We start from the raw sequence: 17,600 nt of genomic DNA on the forward strand, positions 1-17,600 counted from the left end.
CTTCGCCGTCGAGGGGGCCGGGTCAGGAGGCGCGCTCGGCGGCGACGTCGCGGCGTTCGCGCTCGCCGACGACGCGCTGCCCGACGACGGCGCTGACACCGTCCTGCCGCATCGAGACGCCGTAGAGGGCGTCGGCGATCTCCATGGTGCGCTTCTGGTGCGTGATGACGATGAGCTGGCTCGACTCGCGCAGGTCCTCGAAGATCGCCAGGAGGCGACCGAGGTTCGCGTCGTCGAGGGCCGCCTCGACCTCGTCCATGATGTAGAACGGGCTCGGTCGCGCCTTGAAGATCGCGATCAGGAGGGCGACGGCGGCCAACGAGCGCTCGCCACCGCTCAGCAGCGACAGCCGCTCGATCTTCTTGCCGGCGGGCTTGACGGTCACCTCGATGCCGGTCGTGAGCAGGTTCTCGGGGTCGGTGAGGTGGATCGAGCCCGTCCCCCCGGGGAAGAGGATCGGGAAGACCCGGTTGAACGCGAGCTTCGTGTCCTCGAAGGCACTCGAGAAGATGGTCTGCATCTTCTCGTCGATGTCCTCGATGATCGTGAGCAGGTCCTTGCGGGTGCTCGTCAGATCGGTGAGCTGCTCGGTGAGGAAGGCGTGGCGCTGCTCGAGCGCCGAGAACTCCTCGAGCGCGAGCGGGTTGACCCGGCCGAGCTGCGCGAGTTTCTTCTCGGCCGCGGCCAGGCGGGTCTTCTGCTCGGCACGGACGAACGGGGTGCCGCTCGGCGCGGCGGGCGCCGTGCCCGCGTCGTCGTCTGCGTCCTCGTCGCCCTCGGTGCCGGCGGTCGCGTCGGCGTCGCCGGACGCCGCCTGACCTTCGAGCGGGATCGGCACGGAAGGGCCGTACTCCTCGACCAGCACCTCCTCGACCAGGCCGAGCTCGGAAGCCGCACGTTCGAGGAGTCCGGACAGGTGCAGCTTCTTCTCGTAGATCTCCATCTCGAGTCCGTGCACGTTCTCGGTGACGGTGTGCAGCCGCTCGCGCAGCTGACGCTCCTCGCGACGCAGGGTGCTGAGCTCCTCGTTCTGCTGCGACCGCGCGGTCTCCGCCTCGGCCAGCCGGGCGCGCGCCTCGGCGAGCGAGCGGTCGACCGCGTCGAGCACCGGGGGCAGCGCGTCGAGCACGGCCGACGTCGACGCCATCTGCCGCTGCCGGATCACCGTCTGGCGAGCCTGCTCGTCGGCAGCCGCCCGCTGCGCCTCGCGCTGCTTCTCGAGCTCGGCGGCACGGGCGACCTCGGCGCGGACGCGTTCGCGCACCGTCTCGAGACGAACACGCTGCTCGAGCTCCAGGCCTCGCGCCTGTTCGACCTCGAGCAGCATCCCCTCGCGGGCTGAGGCGTCGAGCAACGGTCGCGGCCTGGCGCTGTGGTCGTCGTGCGCCTGACGCGCCTCGTCGACGGCCCGCTGGGCGACGCGGGTCGCATCCTCCGACGTGGTGAGCGCCGCCGACAACCGTTCGACCTCGGCCTCCGCTGCCTCGACCTGCGCGCGGAGTCGACCGAGCTGCTGACCGTGCGCCGTGACCTCGGCCTCGTGGTCGCGAGCCGCCTGCGCCGTGGCCTTGGCGGTCGCGCGGGACGCGGCCAGCGCCTCCTTCGCCTCGGCGAGATCGAACGTGAGGCGCTCGATCGCCGTGCTGACCACGGTGAGGCGCTCGGCGGCCGTGTCGCGCTCGGCGACGAGTTCGAGCCGTGAGCGCTCGGCGCCGGAGCCGCCGCGCAACACGTAGTCGGTGAGCACCTCGCCGGAGCGCGTGATGACCGTGACCGGCAGCGGGTGCGCCGCGAGCGACGCCCAGGCCGCGCGGGCGGTCGCGAGGTCGTCCGCGACGACGGTGCTCGCGAGGAGCCCGAGGACACCGGGAGGCGCGGTGACGACCGAGACGGCGGCGACGGCTCCCGGGGGCAGTGCGACGTCGAGCGCGGGCAACCGCCGCTCGGGCTCGGCGACGACGACCTCGACCCGGCCGAGCTCGGCCTCGGTCGCGTGGCCGACGGCGTCGAAGGCGGAGGCGGCGTCGTCCACGAGCACGGCGTCGACGACGCTGCCGAGCGCCGCCGCGACGGCCGCCTCGTAACCCGGGGTGACCTGCACGTGTTCGGTCACCGGGCCGCGCACACCCGGTCGATCGGCGGCGACGAGGGCGGTCGAGCCGTCCTTCTGATCGAGGGCCATCGAGAGCGCGCCGCTGCGAGCGGCCAGCGCGTCGCGCTCCCGCTCGGACGTGTGGAGTCTCTCGCGAAGGTCGTCGACGGAGGCCTGGTCGCGGGTGACGGCGTCGTCGGCCTCGCGCTGCGCCGCCTCGACGTCGACGGTGTCGGTGTCGGTGCCCGGGGTACGCGGGGCCTGCCGTTCGAGGGCGGCGTACTCGGTGCGACCCGCGTCTCGTCGGAGCTCGGCCGCCTCGAGCGCGTTCTGCTGACGCAGCCGCTCGCCCGCCACGGCGGCCAGCTTCGACTGCGCGACCTCGACGATGCTCCGCAGACTCGCGGACTCGAGGTCGTGCTTCGAGACGAGGGCGCTCTGGGCGGCGATCTCGTCGTCGAGCGCGTCCAACGCGGCGCGGGTCGTCGCGACGGTCGCGCCCGCCGCGCCCACCGCCTCCTCGGCCGCCGCTACGTCGCCCTGCAGACGGACGGCCTCCTCGCGGGCGTCGGCCACCATGCCTGCGGTGATGCTCGTCGTGGCGACGGGGCCGTCGGACTGCTGCGCGAGCAGCTGGAGGCGCTGGTTCGCGAGACTCGACAGGCTGCGCAGGCGCTCCTGTACGGACTCGAGCCCGAAGGCCACGCGACGGGCGTCGTCGACGGCATCGCCGACCATCTCCTGCTCGAGGCGCTGCTCGCGGACCTTGTTCTGGTCGAGCTGCTCCTGCAGGACGAGGCGTTCGCTCTTGCGCTCGTTCTCGCTGCGCGACTGGGTCGCGAGCACGTCGCGGAGGCCGACCACCTCGTCGGCGAGGAGGCGCGCGCGGGCGTCGCGGACGACCGCCGCGATGGTCTGCGCCTCGCGGGCGATCTCGGCCTGACGCCCGAGTGGCTTGAGCTGCCGTCGGATCTCACCGGCCAGGTCGCTCAGCCGGGTCAGGTTCGTCTGCATCGCGTCGAGCTTCCGCAGCGTCTTCTCTTTGCGGCGGCGGTGCTTGAGGATGCCGGCGGCCTCCTCGATGAAGCCGCGGCGGTCTTCGGGCGTGGCATGCAGCACGGCGTCGAGCTGCCCCTGCCCGACGATCACGTGCATCTCGCGGCCGAGGCCCGAGTCGCTCAGCAGCTCCTGCACGTCGAGCAGACGGCAGCTCTCGCCGTTGATCGCGTACTCGCTGCCGCCGTTGCGGAACAGCGTGCGACTGATCGTCACCTCGGTGTAGTCGATCGGCAGGGCGCCGTCGGTGTTGTCGATGGTGAGCACGACCTGTGCCCGGCCGAGCGGGCCGCGGGTCGACGTACCGGCGAAGATGACGTCCTCCATCTTGCCGCCGCGGAGGTTCTTGGCGCCCTGCTCCCCCATCACCCAGGCGAGCGCGTCGACGACGTTGCTCTTGCCCGAGCCGTTCGGGCCGACGACGCACGTGACACCCGGCTCGAACGCGAACGTCGTGGCGGAGGCGAACGACTTGAATCCCTTGAGCGTGAGGCTCTTCAGGTACATGCGTCGTGCCTCCTTCCCTGTCTCGACCCGGCGTGTCGTGCTCCAGGATAGGCGCGGCGGCGGGCCGGGCCGCGGTGGCGCGGCGCGGGTGTGCCATTCGGCGGGACCCTCGCGTCGCGGCGAGCGGGGGCTACGCGGCGCGGAGGCGCTGGCAGCGGGGGCAGAAGTGCGACGAGCGGTTCATGAAGGCCTCGCGCACGATCGGGGTGCCGCAGCGGGGGCAGGGGCGACCGTGCTGACCGTAGGCGTTGAGGCTGTGCACGAAGTAGCCCGACTGGCCGTTGACGTTGACGTACTGCGCGTCGAAGCTCGTGCCTCCTTCGGCCAAGGCCTTGAGGAGCACGATGCGCACCTCGGACAGCAGCAGGCGCGCCCGCCGGGCCGACAGCGCCTCGGTCGGCTGGTCGGGGTGGATCTTCGCGGCCCAGAGCGACTCGTCGGCGTAGATGTTGCCGACGCCGCTCTGCAGCCCCTGGTCGAGCAGCGCACGCTTGACCCCGGTGCGCCGCGCCAGGAGTCGCGTGAGCCACTCCCGGTCGTCGAAGGCCGGGTCGAGCGGGTCGCGGGCGATGTGGGCGACCTGACTCGGGATCCGCCCGACCCAGTGCGCGCCGTCGTCCTCGCCGTCGGGCCGAACAGACGACGTCTCGCCGTCGAGGGGCGGCGAGCCGAGGAGGCGCGGGCCGGCGAATCCGGCCGGCCTCCCGTCGGTCGTCGGTACCGTCTCGTCGAGCGCCATCGACCCGAAGATGCGCTGGTCGACGAACGCGAGGCGGACCGGACCGAGCGCCGGGCTGTCGAGGTCGAGGCGGATGCGCAGCAGACGGTCGTCGGGCTGCTCTCGATCGCGCAGCAGCACCTGCCCGCTCATGCCGAGATGGGCCACGAGCGCCATCGGCTCGTCATGGGGCGTGGCGGGCTCGAACGGCAGCCAGAGGAACTTGCCGCGCCGGACGGCGGCGTCGATCGTGCCGCCGACGAGTCGGTCGACGAAATCGTCCGCGGGGCCGCGGTGCCGCTTCAGCGAGCGCTGGTCGAGCACCGACACGGCGGTGACGACCGCGCCGGCCACCGCGGGGCGGAGACCGGCGCGGACCACCTCGACCTCGGGGAGCTCCGGCACGACTACGAGGCGTCGGCGGTCGTGGCCGTCGACAGCGTCGACCAGGCCTCGAGTGCCGCAGCCATCTCGGCCTGCTTCTTGCTGCTGCCGGTGCCGTTCGCCGCCGGGTCGTCGCCGAGGAACACGGTGGCGTGGAAGCGCTTGTCGTGATCGGGGCCGCTGTCGGTGACGCGGTACGACGGGAGACCTCGACCGAGCGACGCCGCGAGCTCTTGCAGGCTCGTCTTCGGGTCCATCGCCGCGCCGAAACGATCGGGGTTGTCGAGCAATGGCGCGATCAGACGCAGCACGAGCCCGGTCGCGGCGTCGGGGCCGGCGTCGAGATAGGTCGCACCGATGACGGCCTCGACGGTGTCGGCCAGGATCGAGTGCTTGTCGCGGCCGCCGGTGAGCTCTTCGCCTCGCCCGAGACGCAGGTGCGCGCCGAGGCCGATGTGACGGGCCACCTCGGCCAGGGCGACGGTGCTGACGAGGCTCGCCCGACGCTTGGCGAGGTCGCCCTCGTCGAGATCGGGATTCTCGTTGTACAGCATGACGGTGACCGCCTGGCCGAGGATCGAGTCACCCAAGAACTCGAGGCGCTCGTTGTTGCCGATGCCGCCGTGTTCATAGGCGTACGACCGGTGGGTGAGCGCGAGCTCGAGCAGTTCGGGGCTGACGGCGATCTGCAGACGGGAAAGCAGATCAGCCCGGTCGGAATCGCTTCCGGGACCGGGCTGATTGACAGACTTCATAGATTCGAGTCTCGTCGAGTGCGTGCTGATCGGATCAGACGTCGGCGACCTTGCGGCCCTTGTACTCCATGTACAGGGGCGTGCCGGCGCTGTCTTCGACAACCTTCGCGCGGTGCGGGAGGCTGTACGTGACCTTGCCGTTCTCGATGGTCTTCACGAGCTGCACGGGTGCGGCCTTCCACTGCGAGCGGCGGGCGTGCGTGTTGGCGCGTGACTGCTTCCTCTTAGGAACGGCCATGAGTGTCTCTTCTCTCTATCGGCGCCCTAGCGGGCGCCTGCTTCGTCTTCGGTCTGGTGTGACGCGGGCTCGGCGGATGCCGATTCAGCCGACCCGCTCGCGTCGTCGGCCCCCGCCTCGCCGCTCTCGTCCACCGTCAAGGTGGCGAGCGCAGACCAGCGCGGGTCGATGTTCTCACGGGGTTGGTAGTCGGGGATGTCTTCCACACGCTCGCCCGTCACCGGGTCGAGGCCTGGACAATCCGGCCGACAGACCGGCTGGAAGGGCAGTGACAGAACCACTGCGTCTCTGACCACGGGTTCAAGATCCACGTGATCGTCTTGAACCTTGTAGTCAAAAGCTTCGTCATCAGAGTACGCGAAAAGCTCCGCGAAATCGACTTCGACGCTCTGCTCGATGGGTTTCAGGCAGCGACTGCATTCTCCGATGGCCAGCCCGGACACGTGCGCGGACGCCAGGATGCCGTCGTGCAGGCCCTCCAGACGCAGGTCGATGTCGATGGTCGCCCCGGCCGGGACCGAGATCGGGCCCTCGCCGAGCCGCTCGGGCACGACCGTCTCGAGATCGTGCTCGCGCATCTCGCCGGGTCGGTGCATCAGATCGTGCACCGCCACGGTGTAAGGGGTCTTGGTGAAATGAGGCACGAGCGGAGAGTTTACGCGCTCGGGCTGGGTCGCGCCTCCGTGGACGACACCAGCGACCGCGGGAGCACGAACGCCGCGAGGCGATCCGAACTCGAGGCCGACCGACGGAGGCCGCGGATCACGGCCAGGGCGGCGGCGGCGGCCCGGTCGCCGGCCGGGACGGCACCGAAACGCTCCGCCTCGAGATCGTCGAGCAGCGTGGCCAACGCGCGTCGCGCCTCCTGCGTGTCCTCGTGTCTCGACAGCATGGTGTCGAGGGTGGAGGCCGCCGCCGTCGGCGTCGCCCCGCGATCGACGTGCAGGCGCAGGTCGCTCGCCGTGTCGAGCACCTCGAGCCAGGCGGACAGGGCAGCGTCGGGCGGGCCGGCTCCGAGCCGGCGCCTCCGCCGCCCGGCTCGCAGGCTCGACGGGACGACCACGAGGGCCGCGAGGAGGGCCAGGGCGAGGAGGCCGGCGACGGTGCCGATCGATCCGGAGGCGCTCGTCCCGGCACCGGACGCCGTCGGGTCGGTCGCGCCCGCGCTGGGCGTCGCGGCCGTCGGCGTCGGCGCCGCGCTGGGGGCCGCCGAAGCGCTCGGCGAGGTCTCGTCGCTCGCCGACGGCGCGGCGGACGGCTCGACGCCGGTCTGCTGCAGATACGCCTGCGGGGCACCGAGGCCGACGGTGGGCTCGAAGGGCACCCAGCCGAGACCCTGGAAGTACAGTTCCGGCCAGGTGTGCAGGTCGTCGCTCGAGACACGGTGCTCGACGTCGTCGCCCACGCCGACGCTCGAACCGGGCAGGAAGCCGACGGCCACCCGCGACGGGATGCCGAGTGTGCGGGCCATCACCGCCATGGCCGACGCGAAGTGGACGCAGTAGCCGCTCTTGACGCGGAGGAACTCCTGGATCATGTCGAGACCGCTGCCGTCGTAGCCCCGCTCGACGGGTGTGTCCTCGGAGTAGGTGAACTCCCCGTCACGGAAGTAGTCCTGCAGTTCGACCGCGGCATCGAAGGGATTGGGTGCGTCGGCCGTGACCTGGGCGGCGAGCGCCGTGACGCTCGCGGGGACTCCCCGGACCGACAGGTACGGGGTCATGTCGGCGGGCGCGTCGCCGAGCACACCGACCACCTGGGCGGGGCTCGGGTCGACCGGGCGGCTCTGCACCTCGTACTCGAGGCCCTGGGTGCCCGTCGTGTCGCTGCGGACGGTGACGCCCGACTCGTCCACGTAGCTCCACTGGTCGTCCAGGCCGGCGACGGCGGTCGCGGGCACCGGCAGGGGCAGATACGGGCTGCGCAGGGCGGTGATCGAGACATCGGTCACGACGTCCCGCCGGGTGGTGTTCGCGTCGATCCCGGGTGCCGCCGGGAGCTCGTCGAGGCGGTGCGTGGGATCGAGCTGGACGTCGGCGGGTCTCCAGCTCTGACCGGAGAAGTCCACGAGGTCGACGAGCTTGAGGTACGTGCCGCCCGGGTTGGTCGTCCTGTAGGTCAGGACGGTCACGGGTGCGCCGCGTCGGAGATCGTTGCCGAGATCGATGATGGGGTTGACCCCGGTCGCGAGGCCGGTGCCGGTGGCCGTGCCGGACAGGGGCGAGACCCCGGTCAGCGGGATCACGGTCGTGAGGAGGCCCGCCACGATCACGGACGCGCCCGCGCCGACGAGACCGGCACGGCTCGGCCGGCGCCCCGTCGACGCCATGAGCAGGGCGAGGTACGCCACGACGGTGGCGACCACCCAGGGCCAACTCGTCTCGGCCAGGGGGACGAAGGCGGGGACCAGCACCATGCCGGCGGGGAAGACACCCGTGAGGCCCGGCATCTGGCCCACCGAGCCGAGCAGGTCGACCAGGACGGCGACCACGAAGACGGCCACGACCAGGAGCGCGAAGATGCCGTCACCCACGGCGACGGGCGCCGATCCCCCGACGATCGTGGCGCTGGCATCGGCGGTCAGGGCGTCGACCCGATCGACGGTCGCGCCGGTCGGGATGAACCCGAGCAACGCGGTGCCGCCCGAGACGAGCCCGGTCGAGACGGCGCCGCCGAGCAGCGTGCCGATCACCCAGCCGAGCCAGGGCGAGAGACGCAGGGAGCGGGCGACGAGGGAGGTGCCCAGGACGACGGCGGACACGGCCGCCCCCGCCACGAACCACCCGACTCCCTGGAAGAGCGTGTGCATGCTCGCGAACCCCAGCATCAGCGTCACCCAGACGAGCAGCGTGGTCTGCCACCGCGTGGTCGCGGTCCCCCGCTCGCCGAAGAAGCCCGTCCGACGCCGACTCGCCGTCGCGACCCGCGACGGGGTCGTCGGGCGTGCGGTCGGTCGCTGCGCGCGATCAGTCATCGAACGCCCCGCTGGAGACGATCACCTGAGAACGGTCGTCGCCCGAGGACGCCTCGACCACGCGCCAGCCGGCCTCGCGCAGGGTCGCCGCGACCCGGTCGGGGGCGACCGGCGACGTGGACGAGCCGGACCCGGCTCCGGCTCCGGCGCCGCGACGGCGCTCGGTGAAGGCCAGCGACGGGTGCACGACGATCGCGACGGCCGTGGCGCCGACAGCACGCCCTCGCGCCAGGTGCTCGAGCTCGGCCTCCTGCAGCCCCGAGACGACGGCCACCACGGGCTCGCGAGCAGTCGGGGCGGGGGCGGGCTCGGGAGCGGGGCCGTCGAGCTCGATGTCGGCGAGCGCGTCGAGGAACCCGGACGTGTCGTCCGGGTCGTGCCGGGCGAGGAGATCGCCGTCGGGCGTCGACACGATGGTGAGGGACCCCGCTCGACCGAACTCGACACCGATCGTCGCGCAGGCCGACACCGCCCACTCGAACGCGTCGCTGGCCAGGTCGTGGGTGCCGGACGAGGGTCGGACGTCGGACCAGCCCTCGGATGCCGTCCCGAGGACGACCCGCGCCCGGGGCAGGCCGTGCTGCTCCTCCTGACGCACCATGAGCTCGCCGTGGCGCGCGGTGGCCTTCCAGTGCACCCGACGCATCGGGTCTCCGCGCCGGTACTCGCGGGCGATCGGGTCGTCTTCTCCCCCGGCGAGGCTGTGCTCGCGCTGTCGCCGAGCGCCGTCGCCGAGCGACCGCGACTCGCGGGCGAGCCCCAGGTCGAGGGCCTCCGGCAGCACGACGAACTCGACGGTGCCGGGCGCGAGCACCCGGCGACGGGCGACGCCGTACGACTCGATCAGCTCCAGATGCAGGGGGCCGACGCGGTGCCGACCGCGCGGCAGGTCGAGATGACGGACGGCCGCCGAGGAGGCGCGACCCGGCTCGAGCGTGACGGCCACGGCCTCGGAGAGGGTCGTGCGCCTCCAGGGCACCTCGTCGCGGAGGGCGACTGTCCCGCCCTCGCGACGGCGGGGCGACACGCCCATGGTCTCGACGACCGAACGACCGGCGACCCCGCGGGTCGGGCTGAACCGTCGGGTCACGGTCACGTCGGCTCGGCGGAAGAGCAGCGACACGACGACGGCGACGATCAGGACGACGAGGGTGAGGCCGGCGAAGACGAGCGGGCCCGACGACAGCAGCCAGCCCACGCCGACGAGGACCACGCCGCCCGCGAGCACGCCGAAGCCGCGACCCGTCGGCCGGGGCACCCCGCCGCGCTGCAGGCCGACCCGGCGCAGCCCGGCCCTGTCGCCCGCCGGTGACGTCGCGGCCATGGTCAGCGCGAGACGGAGGCGTCGAGCGGGACCTGCGTGGCGGCGACGACGTCGGAGACGATGTCGTACGCGGCCGACACCGCGCCGGCACCGGCACGACCGGCGAGGATGAGGCGGTGGCCCAGCACCGCGCCGCTCATGGCATCGACGTCGTCGGGGACGACGAAGCGACGCCCGTTCAGCGCCGCCCAGGACTTCGCGGCGCGCATCAGCTGCAGGGTGGCGCGGGGGCTCGCACCGAGCCGCACGTCGGGGTGTACCCGGGTCGCCTGCACGATGTCGACGGCGTACTGCTCGACGGCCTCGGCCGTATAGATCGCGCGGACGGTCGCGATCATGCGGCGGAGCTCGTCGAGCGAGACGAGCGGCTGCAACGCGTCGAGCGGGCTGGTCCGCTCGCGCTGGCGCAGCATGCGCAGCTCGCTCGCCGAATCGGGGTAGCCGATCGAGATGCGCGCCATGAACCGGTCGCGTTGGGCCTCGGGCAGGGCGTACGTGCCCTCCATCTCGACGGGGTTCTGCGTCGCCACGACGAGGAACGGATCGGGCAGCGGGTGGGTGACGCCGTCGACGGTCACCTGACGCTCCTCGAGGCTCTCGAGCAAAGCGGACTGCGTCTTCGGCGAGGCGCGGTTGATCTCGTCGCCGATCACGACGTTGGCGAACACGGGGCCCGGTTTGAACTCGAATCCGGAGCGCTCACGGTCGAAGATCGAGACACCCGTGATGTCGCTCGGCAGCAGGTCGGGCGTGAACTGGATGCGGCTGACCGAGGCGTCGACGCTCTTCGCGAGGGCCCGGGCCAACTGCGTCTTGCCGACGCCGGGCACGTCCTCGATCAGGAGGTGTCCCTCGGCCAGCAACACCGTGAGTGCCGTGCTGATCGCACCGTCCTTACCGTCGATGACCGTGGCGATCGCCTCGAGGATGCGGCGAGCCGCGGCCTGCACGTCGGCCAGGGGCATGACCGCGTCGTCGGCCCCGTCCCGATCGCGTGCGCGAGGGCGATCGTCGGTCGGGCTGGTGGTGGTCATCGGGACTCCTGCGGTCGGGGGCGCCCTCGGCATTCGCGGCCGACGGCGGTTCGGAGGATCGACATCTCTGCGCTGTCGGTCACCCGTGTTCGAGGTATTCGGAGACGGCGGCCGGAACGTAGGGGCTGACATCGCCACCGAGCCCCGCGACCTGACGGACGAGCGAGCTCGAGACGTGCGCGTGGGCGGGGTCGGGCAGCAGGAAGACGGTCTCGACGCCCGCGAGACTGCGGTTCATGATCGCCATCGGCGTCTCGTACGCCACGTCGACCTGCGAGCGGATGCCCTTGACCAGAGCCGTCGCCCCCACGTCGGTGCAGTAGTCGACGAGCAGGCCCACCGACCAACTGTGCACGCTCACGCGAGCCGGCAGCCCGGCGTCGCGGATGGACGCCTCGAGCAGGGCCACACGCTGCACCAAGGGCAGGAACGCGGTCTTGTCGGGGTTGTGCACGACGAGCACGTGCACCTCGTCGAACACGTGTGAGGCTCGTTCGATGACATCGATGTGCCCCAGAGTGACGGGATCGAACGACCCGGGAACGACGGCGATCCTGCTCATCCGGACACCATAGCCGGTGCAGATGACGCCCAAGCGGACGGGACGTCCACGAACAGATGTCGCCCATGAGGCGCACAGGAGATGCTCAGTTCTTGGCGAGGTATTCGCGGTCGTCGTCGTCGAGCCGCCGGGCGATGGCGGCGGCCAGGGCCGGGTGATCGGCGAGAGCGGGGTCGGCGTCGACCACCTCGGCGGCGTGCTCCCGGGCGAGGCCGATGACGTCGCCGTCGGTCGCGACCCGCAGGAGGCGGAGGGACGACCGGCCGCCCGACTGCAGGCTGCCGAGGACGTCGCCCTCGCGACGCAGTTCGAGGTCGACCTGCGCCAGCTCGAAGCCGTCGAGTGTCGCGGCGACGGCGTCGACGCGCTCTCGCGCCGTCGTGTCGGCTGCCGCGTGCGTCACGAGCAGGCACAGCCCCGGGTGGCCGCCGCGGCCGACGCGGCCCCGCAACTGGTGCAGCTGGGAGACGCCGAAGCGGTCGGCGTCGAGCACGACCATCGTCGAGGCGTTCGGCACGTCGACGCCGACCTCGATCACGGTGGTGGCGACGAGCACGTCGATGTCGCCCGCCGCGAAGCGACGCATGATGGCGTCCTTCTCCTCGGACGGCATGCGCCCGTGGAGCGCCTCGATGCGCCGGCCCGAGAGCGCCGGCGTCTCGCCGAGAGCCGCCATGACGCCCTCGACGCTGGCACGGACGGGCGGCGCGGCGGGTGCGGACGCGCTGGCCGCCCCGGGGGCCTCCGCCTCCGGCTCGCCCGCCTCGATGGTCGCCGCGTCGATGGCCGGGCAGACCACGAAGACCTGGCGGCCCTTCGCGATCTCTTCGGCCGAGCGCTCCCAGACCCGGCCGATCCAACTCGGATGGTCGGCGAGCGCGACGACGAACGACTCGATGGGCTGACGGCCGGCGGGCAGCTGCGTGATGGTCGACACGTCGAGATCGCCGAAGACCGTCATGGCCACCGTGCGCGGGATCGGGGTCGCGGTGAGCACCAGGACGTGCGGCGGGGTCGTGCCCTTCTGCCGCAGGGCCTCGCGCTGTTCCACGCCGAACCGGTGCTGCTCGTCGACGACGACGAGGCCGAGATCGTAGAACTCGACCGCGTCGGCCATCAGGGCGTGGGTGCCGACGACGATGTGCGCCTGCCCGCTGACCACCGACAGCAGGGCCTTGCGGCGCTCGGCCGTCGACATCTGGCCGGTGAGCAGCGTCGGCCGGAGCCGGGCGGCGAGGTCGGGCCCGAGCGAGGCAACGATCGAGCGGAGGTGCTGGGAGGCCAATACCTCGGTCGGTGCCAGCAGCGCGGACTGCCCACCGCTCTCGGCGACCGCGAGCATCGCCCGGAGGGCCACCAGCGTCTTGCCCGAGCCGACCTCGCCCTGCACGAGACGGTTCATCGGCACGGTCGCCGCGAGGTCGCGCGCGATCTCGTCGCCGACCACGCGCTGGTCGGCCGTCAGGTCGAACGGCAGCGCGCGGTCGAAGTCGTCGAGCAGCCCACCCGCGGCCGGCGTCCGCGACCGCGCGCTCGTCGCGCGGACCACGGCGCGCTGCTGCAAGAGCGCACTCTGCAGCACGAACGCCTCGTCGAACTTCAGTGCATCGCGGGCGACGTGCCAGTCGCGGTCTTTCTCGGGCCGGTGCACGAGCTCGAACGCCCGACGCAGCGGCACGAGGTCGAGCTCGGCCCGCACACCGTCGGGCACGGGGTCGTCGAGCGGCGGGAGCGTGTCGAGCACGATCTCGATCGACTTCTGTACCTGCCAGGACGCCAAGGAGGCGGTGGCCGGGTAGATGGGGATCGGCTGCTTGGCGAACGCCTGGGCCGATGCGTCGCCGACGGCGGCGACCTTCTCGTCGTCGCGGGCGAACAGTTCGTAGTCGGGGTGCGCGAGCTGTCGCATGCCGCGGTAGTCGCCCACCTTGCCGGCGAAGATGCCGCGGACCCCCGGCGTCAGGTCTTTGGCGCGCCAGGCCTGGTTGAAGAACGTGAGCGTGAGGATGCCCTGGCCGTCGCCGATGCGCACCTCGAGGATCGAGCCGCGCCGCGCCCTCATCGTGCGCTCGCGCACGTCGAGCACCTCGGCGACGATGGTGACGTTCTCGTCGAGCGGCAGCTGGTCGAGCGCCGTCAGCTCACCCCGTCGGGCGTAGCGGCGGGGGTAGTGCGTCAGCAGATCGCCGACGGTGCGGAACCCGAAGCCGCGCTGCAACGCCTGGGCCGTGCGACCGCCGAGCGCGCCCGAGAGCGACGCGTCGAGCGGGGAACCTTGCACGCGACCACGCTACAGCGCACCTCCGACACCGGGCGCTCGGTCGCCCCCTCGCGCGGGCCCGCCCGCCTGCCCGCTCAGAGCGAGAAGCCGTACCCACCGGAGGCGCGGGTCGACGCCGCGAGATCGGCCATGTGCCCGTCGTCGTTCACCTCGAGGGCGCGGAGACTCCGGCCGACCTCGCGCGCGGTCTGCTTGCAGAAGCCGATGGCCACGTGACGTTCGTCGTCGGAGTCGGCCCGCGCCTCCTGCAGGGCCGTCGTCGCGCGCGACAGCACGGCCATCTGGGCGTAGATGCCGGACGCCGCGTCCGCGAGCCGCTTCTGCACGAGCTGTTTCTCCTGCACCTTCTTGCCGTGGCGCCGGAGTGCGCCCTCGGCCCGCTCGCGGAGGCGCCCGACCTGCTCCCCCACCTCGGCGGCCTGACCGGCGAGTGCCGGGTGCACCCCGACGGGGCGCTCGGGTTTGATACGACGCTGGACCCGGCCCGCGACGTACGGCGCGAGCACCCCGAGGGCCTTGCCCGGCTCGCCGATGCTGAGCGACGAGACGTCGGGCAGCTCCTCGCTGAGCGACTTGAGTCCGTTCAGCGCGACGAACGCGCGCATGACGTCGTTGGCGCCCTCGAAGATCGGGAAGATCCGGAAGTCGCGCAGCGCCTTGGACAGCGGGTGGTCGCTCATGTAGGCGGCGCCGCCGTGGACCTGGAACGCCCGGTTGAGCGCGAACCAGCCGGTGTCGCTCGCGACCACCTTCGTCATCGCCGACTCGAGGGCGAAGTCGGTGTCACCGCGGTCGACGAACCCCGTCGTCAGGTACGACATCGACTCGAGACCGTAGATCGCCCGCGTCATCCAGGCGAGCTTGTCGGAGACCATCTCGAAGTCGGCCAACGGGCGGCCGAACTGCTGCCGCGACTCGGTGTGCTCGAGCGAGAGCTCCAGGAACCGCTTCATGCCGCCCGAGATCGCCGTGCCCATCGACATGCGGCCGTTGTTCAACGTGTTCATCGCGATGCGGAACCCGTCGCCGGGCTCGCCCAACAGGTTCTCGGCCGGCACGCGCACGTCGGTGAACCGCACGCGCTGCAGGTGGTTGGCCCGTAGCCCCATGGTGTCGAAGCGCGGCCCGGTCGACAGCCCCGCCATGCCCTTCTCGACCACGAGCGCGACATGACCGAGGTCGCTGCGGGCGAAGACGGTGAGCACGTCCTTGTCGCCGTTGCCGATCCAGCGCTTCTCGCCGTTCAGCAGCCAGCTGCCGTCCGCCTGCCGCTCGGCCCACGTCTCGAGGTTGTAGGCGTCGCTGCCGACGTTCGGCTCGGTGAGGACGAACGCGGCCAGTTTGCGGCCGCTCGCCAGATCGGGCAGCCAGCGGGCCTTCTGGTCGTCGGTGCCGTAGAGGTGGATCGGTTTCGTGCCGATCGACTGGTGCACGCCCATCACGACGGCGAGCGTGCCGTCGACGCGGCCGAACTCCTCCATCACCCGGCAGTAGCCGCTCTGGCTGAGACCGAGACCGCCGTATTCCTCGGCGATGAAGAGACCGGTCAGACCGCGGTCGCCCAGGTCGCGGATCAGCCCGTCGCCGACCCAGCCGTCCGCCTCCGCCTTGAGTGGGTCGTACGTCGACAGCACGTCGCGCACCCCGGCTGCGGCACTCTCGACCAGCGCACGCTCGTCGGCCGGCATCGACGGGTAGGGCAGCACGAGCTCGGACGCGATCCTGCCGGCGAACAGGGATTTCGTGAACGACGGACGGACGGTTCGATCGACGCTGGTCATAGCCGACGATGCTGCCTCGGTGATGCGGCGGTGTCGACTCGGTTGTGCGGCCCCTACGACCGGGAGCCCGCCGGAACGCGACAGTGTTGTCGGGTTGCGCGAACGGGCGCGCTCGACCGCGCCGTCGTCGGTGACGCACGCCGCGCCTCCTACGATGGGGGCGTGTCCCGCATCATCTCCGGCTTCGCCGACAACCTGACCCTCGCGGTACCGAAGACGGGAACCCGCCCGACCAGCGACCGGGTGCGCGAGGCGCTGTTCTCGTCGCTCGACTCGCGCGACGAGATCCGCGGGCGGCGCGTGCTCGACCTCTACGCGGGCACCGGGGGGCTCGGGCTCGAGGCGGCGTCCCGAGGCGCGGCGTCGGTGGTGCTCGTCGAGAAGGCGCCCGCGGCCGCCAAGGTCTGCCGCAAGAACGCCGACGCGGTGACCGCGCGCGCGCCCCAGGGTGCCGCACCGCGCATCGACGTCGTGTCGCAACCCGTGCGCTCGTACCTGCTGGGCAGCTCGATGCCCGTGGACCTCGTCTTCTTCGACCCGCCCTACGAGGTGTCGACCGCCGAACTCGCTGCCGATCTCGCCGCGCTCGTCCCGTCGCTGGCCGACCAGGCGCTCGTCGTGGTCGAACGGGCCTCGCGCGACGGCGAGCCGGCCTGGCCCGACGGCCTGCACCTCGACATGAAGAAGCAGTACGGCGACACGACCGTGTGGTTCGCCGTGGCGGCCTGACCGCCTCGCCGTCCCGGAGCCCTGGCCTCTCGCAATTCGCGACCGTTTCGCACATTGCGACCGTCCTGACGGCTCAGACGTGCCCGCTCGGCCGAAAAGGTCGCACATCGCGAAAGCGCCGACGCCGGCTCGGCCCTAGCCGGCCTGGCCCGACCAGAGCCGGTACGGGTCCCAGCCGCCGGCGTCGAGGTCCGAGCCTCCGACGGTGACGCGGGGCGCGCCTCCTGCCGGGTCGAGCACCGTGCCGACCCGGCGGAATCCGCCGGGCAGCACGGCGTCGACCGGGAACGTCGCCAGCAGCGAGTGGTCTTCTCCCCCGGCCAGGGCGAGACGAGGATCGTCGCCCAGGAGGCGCGGGTCGAGATCGAGGACGGCCTCGCTGGCCCGGGCGACGCGGCCGGCATCGAGCGCGAGTCCGTCGGAGAGATCCAGCATCGACGTCGCCCCGTGCTCGGCGGCGAGCGGGCCGTCGGCGATCGGCGGCAGGGGCGCGAGGTGCCAGCCCACGTCGGGGTCGCGCTCGCGCAGGGTGCGGGCGAGCGCCCGGTCGGGGCTCCCGTCGTGGTCGACGCCGAGCCGGAAGAGCAGGTCGAGCCCGCGGGCCGACCGGCCGAGTGCTCCGGAGACGGCGACGACGTCACCGGGTCGCGCGCCGTCGCGGCGCACGGGAGCCCGCCCCTCGAGATCGCCGAACGCCGTCACCGCGATCGTGAAGGTCGGCGACACCGAGAGGTCGCCTCCGACGACACCGCACCCCGGCGCCATCGCGGCGCAGGCGTCGCGGAGCCCCTCGGCCAACCGCTCGAGCTCGTCGACCGGTGTCGAGGCCGGGACGGCCAGCGCCACGACGAGCGCCGTCGGGCGCGCGCCCATGGCCGCGACGTCGGACAGGTTGGAGGCGGCGGCCTTGAACCCGAGATCGTGCGGCGTCGACCACGCGCGCCGGAAGTCGGGGCCGTGCACCATGAGATCGGTCGTGACCACGAAACGACCGTCGGGTGCCGCGACCACGGCCGCGTCGTCACCCGGGCCGAGGACAGTGGAGGCGCCCCGCGGCAGACGGGGCAGGATGCGCGCCAGCGTGGCCAGTTCGCCGATCGACTCGACGGTGTCGGGCGTGTCGTCGGGCGAGCTGTCGGCGGGTGGCGTCCAGGGAGGTTCCATG

At 72.2% G+C, this 17,600-nt stretch carries 13 protein-coding genes; 1 reads left to right on the forward strand and 12 read right to left on the reverse strand.

Features of this window, described 5'->3' with window-relative positions; translation table 11 throughout:
* Positions 1-22 precede the first annotated feature (22 nt).
* The 11 genes from smc to ACPEEZ_RS09885 form a co-directional block, all read right to left on the reverse strand.
* Positions 23-3,655, reverse strand: a complete 3,633-nt coding sequence (gene smc, locus ACPEEZ_RS09835) for a chromosome segregation protein SMC (RefSeq protein ID WP_423918148.1) — start codon at positions 3,653-3,655, stop codon at positions 23-25.
* A 130-nt stretch (positions 3,656-3,785) separates the two neighbouring features.
* Complete coding sequence (locus tag ACPEEZ_RS09840; protein WP_423918151.1) at positions 3,786-4,778, reverse strand: Fpg/Nei family DNA glycosylase; 993 nt, start codon at positions 4,776-4,778, stop codon at positions 3,786-3,788.
* 2 nt (positions 4,779-4,780) lie between these two features.
* Complete coding sequence (gene rnc, locus ACPEEZ_RS09845) at positions 4,781-5,512, reverse strand: ribonuclease III (protein ID WP_423918154.1); 732 nt, start codon at positions 5,510-5,512, stop codon at positions 4,781-4,783.
* Positions 5,513-5,546: 34 nt separating this feature from the next.
* Positions 5,547-5,750, reverse strand: coding sequence for a 50S ribosomal protein L32 (gene rpmF / locus ACPEEZ_RS09850; protein ID WP_022905230.1), 204 nt, complete (start codon positions 5,748-5,750; stop codon positions 5,547-5,549).
* A 26-nt stretch (positions 5,751-5,776) separates the two neighbouring features.
* Positions 5,777-6,394 (reverse strand): YceD family protein, encoded by a 618-nt coding sequence (locus ACPEEZ_RS09855; RefSeq protein ID WP_423918158.1) that lies wholly within the window; start codon positions 6,392-6,394, stop codon positions 5,777-5,779.
* A gap of 11 nt (positions 6,395-6,405) precedes the next feature.
* The gene (locus ACPEEZ_RS09860) at positions 6,406-8,724 is read right to left on the reverse strand and encodes a transglutaminaseTgpA domain-containing protein (protein ID WP_423918161.1); all 2,319 of its coding nucleotides are present in this window, start codon (positions 8,722-8,724) and stop codon (positions 6,406-6,408) included.
* Entirely contained in the window at positions 8,717-10,048 is a 1,332-nt protein-coding gene (locus tag ACPEEZ_RS09865) for a DUF58 domain-containing protein (protein WP_423918163.1), read from the reverse strand. Before ACPEEZ_RS09865 ends, ACPEEZ_RS09860 begins: the two co-directional genes overlap by 8 nt.
* Positions 10,049-10,050: 2 nt before the next feature.
* Positions 10,051-11,082 (reverse strand): AAA family ATPase, encoded by a 1,032-nt coding sequence (locus ACPEEZ_RS09870; protein ID WP_423918166.1) that lies wholly within the window; start codon positions 11,080-11,082, stop codon positions 10,051-10,053.
* A 79-nt stretch (positions 11,083-11,161) separates the two neighbouring features.
* Positions 11,162-11,644 (reverse strand): pantetheine-phosphate adenylyltransferase, encoded by a 483-nt coding sequence (gene coaD / locus ACPEEZ_RS09875; protein WP_423918169.1) that lies wholly within the window; start codon positions 11,642-11,644, stop codon positions 11,162-11,164.
* A gap of 85 nt (positions 11,645-11,729) precedes the next feature.
* Complete coding sequence (locus tag ACPEEZ_RS09880; protein WP_423918172.1) at positions 11,730-13,925, reverse strand: ATP-dependent DNA helicase RecG; 2,196 nt, start codon at positions 13,923-13,925, stop codon at positions 11,730-11,732.
* Positions 13,926-13,999: 74 nt separating this feature from the next.
* Positions 14,000-15,706: an acyl-CoA dehydrogenase family protein gene (locus ACPEEZ_RS09885; RefSeq protein ID WP_423918175.1), complete on the reverse strand. Its 1,707-nt coding sequence runs from the start codon at positions 15,704-15,706 to the stop codon at positions 14,000-14,002.
* A 162-nt stretch (positions 15,707-15,868) separates the two neighbouring features.
* On the opposite strand from ACPEEZ_RS09885, the gene rsmD reads away from it, so the two are divergent.
* Positions 15,869-16,435, forward strand: coding sequence for a 16S rRNA (guanine(966)-N(2))-methyltransferase RsmD (gene rsmD, locus ACPEEZ_RS09890; RefSeq protein WP_423918178.1), 567 nt, complete (start codon positions 15,869-15,871; stop codon positions 16,433-16,435).
* Positions 16,436-16,570: 135 nt separating this feature from the next.
* On the opposite strand, the gene thiL is transcribed toward rsmD, so the two are convergent.
* Positions 16,571-17,599, reverse strand: a complete 1,029-nt coding sequence (gene thiL / locus ACPEEZ_RS09895; RefSeq protein ID WP_423918180.1) for a thiamine-phosphate kinase — start codon at positions 17,597-17,599, stop codon at positions 16,571-16,573.
* Between the last annotated feature and the right edge of the window lies 1 nt (position 17,600).

Source organism: Frigoribacterium sp. 2-23 (assembly GCF_049601585.1).
In the GTDB taxonomy this organism is placed as follows: Bacteria; Actinomycetota; Actinomycetes; order Actinomycetales; family Microbacteriaceae; genus Frigoribacterium.

Coding starts and splice junctions, on each gene's coding strand:
- ACPEEZ_RS09865 (WP_423918163.1), bottom strand. CDS start 10,048: ATGGCCGCGACGTCACCGGCGGGCGACAGGGCCGGGCTGCGCCGGGTC.
- ACPEEZ_RS09860 (WP_423918161.1), bottom strand. CDS start 8,724: ATGACTGATCGCGCGCAGCGACCGACCGCACGCCCGACGACCCCGTCG.
- rnc (WP_423918154.1), bottom strand. CDS start 5,512: ATGAAGTCTGTCAATCAGCCCGGTCCCGGAAGCGATTCCGACCGGGCT.
- thiL (WP_423918180.1), bottom strand. CDS start 17,599: ATGGAACCTCCCTGGACGCCACCCGCCGACAGCTCGCCCGACGACACG.
- smc (WP_423918148.1), bottom strand. CDS start 3,655: ATGTACCTGAAGAGCCTCACGCTCAAGGGATTCAAGTCGTTCGCCTCC.
- coaD (WP_423918169.1), bottom strand. CDS start 11,644: ATGAGCAGGATCGCCGTCGTTCCCGGGTCGTTCGATCCCGTCACTCTG.
- rpmF (WP_022905230.1), bottom strand. CDS start 5,750: ATGGCCGTTCCTAAGAGGAAGCAGTCACGCGCCAACACGCACGCCCGC.
- ACPEEZ_RS09870 (WP_423918166.1), bottom strand. CDS start 11,082: ATGACCACCACCAGCCCGACCGACGATCGCCCTCGCGCACGCGATCGG.
- ACPEEZ_RS09885 (WP_423918175.1), bottom strand. CDS start 15,706: ATGACCAGCGTCGATCGAACCGTCCGTCCGTCGTTCACGAAATCCCTG.